2 protein-coding genes are annotated in these 1,139 nt (G+C 59.7%); one reads left to right on the forward strand and one right to left on the reverse strand.

Annotated features, from left to right (window positions below; translation table 11 throughout):
* Nucleotides 1–353: NUDIX hydrolase (locus tag V6C16_RS13870; protein WP_333543508.1), on the reverse strand; the 353-nt coding region annotated here is incomplete at its 3' end.
* 138 nt (nt 354–491) lie between these two features.
* Between V6C16_RS13870 and V6C16_RS13875 the strand changes: the two genes are divergently transcribed.
* Nucleotides 492–1,031: a MarR family winged helix-turn-helix transcriptional regulator gene (locus V6C16_RS13875; protein ID WP_333536496.1), complete on the forward strand. Its 540-nt coding sequence runs from the start codon at nt 492–494 to the stop codon at nt 1,029–1,031.
* Nucleotides 1,032–1,139 lie beyond the last annotated feature (108 nt).

Consider the following 1,139-nt stretch of genomic DNA (forward strand, 5'->3'; position numbering starts at 1 on the left):
CTCGCGTCATCCCCTGCCATGACGGCTTCGGGATTACGCGCCCTGCCCGTGTATACCACCGTAAGCGTATGCTGGCGCGGGTCGCGCTTGGGGCGCGAGTATACGCCAAGAAGGCCCGTCAGTTCCACATCCAGCCCGGTTTCTTCGCGCATTTCGCGCACGGCGGCGGCCTCGGCCTGCTCGCCCTCGTCAATAAAGCCTCCTGGCAGGGCAAAACCCAGCGGGGCGTGCTTGCGACGAATAATAACCACTCCCCTGCCCGGTTCGTAAATGACCACATCGGCAGTGGGCGCAGGATTGCGAAAACAGGAATAGGGCTTGCCGCAATGCGGGCAGACGACTTCTTTCTTCATGCTGACCTCAGGCTTGCATACCGCACGGCGCAGGCCGCAGGCACAGGCATACTAAGCCAGCACGCGCCGGGCCGCAAGAGCGGACAGCGGCGCGGGCCTTGCCTTGACAATAACGTATGGCTGCCATACACGACATCCATGCATGACAAAATCCCCAGAAAAACAGAAGTGGAACTGCGCATTCACGAGGCCGTTCTTAACGACCTGGCTGATCCGGCTATCCAGCGGCTGCGCAACAATCATATCTGTTTTACCCTGCTCTCGCTGGTGACCCGCTTTTACGCGCTGGAGCGCCAATGCCGCAACTTCGGCACGGATGTGCCTATTCATCTGGGCGAAATCCAGATGATCATGACCATCCACAATGCCGAGGGCATACACGTGGGCGGGCTGGCCCAAAAACTGGGCATCACCAAGGGCAGCGTTTCTGAAATGCTGCGCAAGCTTGAGCGCAAGGGCCTTATACGCAAGGAAAAAGATCCTCTCAAAATGACCAGACTCAACGTCTACCTTACGGACAAGGGCAAAACCGCGCACGCAAGCCACATGTATTACCACAGCCGTCTTGATAACGTGGTGGCCGAAGCCGCCGCCGGTCACGATGCCGCCGCCGTGGAAAACTTCGCCCATTTTCTGGATGACATTCTGGCCCGGCTCACGGCCTTCAGCAAAAGCTGACCGCCTGCATCCTGCATATCCGGTCATGCGGCTCACGCCACCGCCGGGCCGGCCTGCACAGACACGCCTGAGCAGACATGCCTGAGCGGACATGGCAGCGCACGCCTA

Origin of the sequence: Desulfovibrio sp. 1188_IL3213 (genome assembly GCF_036763145.1) — a bacterium.
Taxonomy (GTDB): Bacteria; Desulfobacterota; Desulfovibrionia; order Desulfovibrionales; family Desulfovibrionaceae; genus Desulfovibrio.

Bases quoted from the DNA above. Each gene is read 5' to 3' on its own strand.
- V6C16_RS13875 (WP_333536496.1), top strand. From the start codon at position 492: ATGCATGACAAAATCCCCAGAAAAACAGAAGTGGAACTGCGCATTCAC.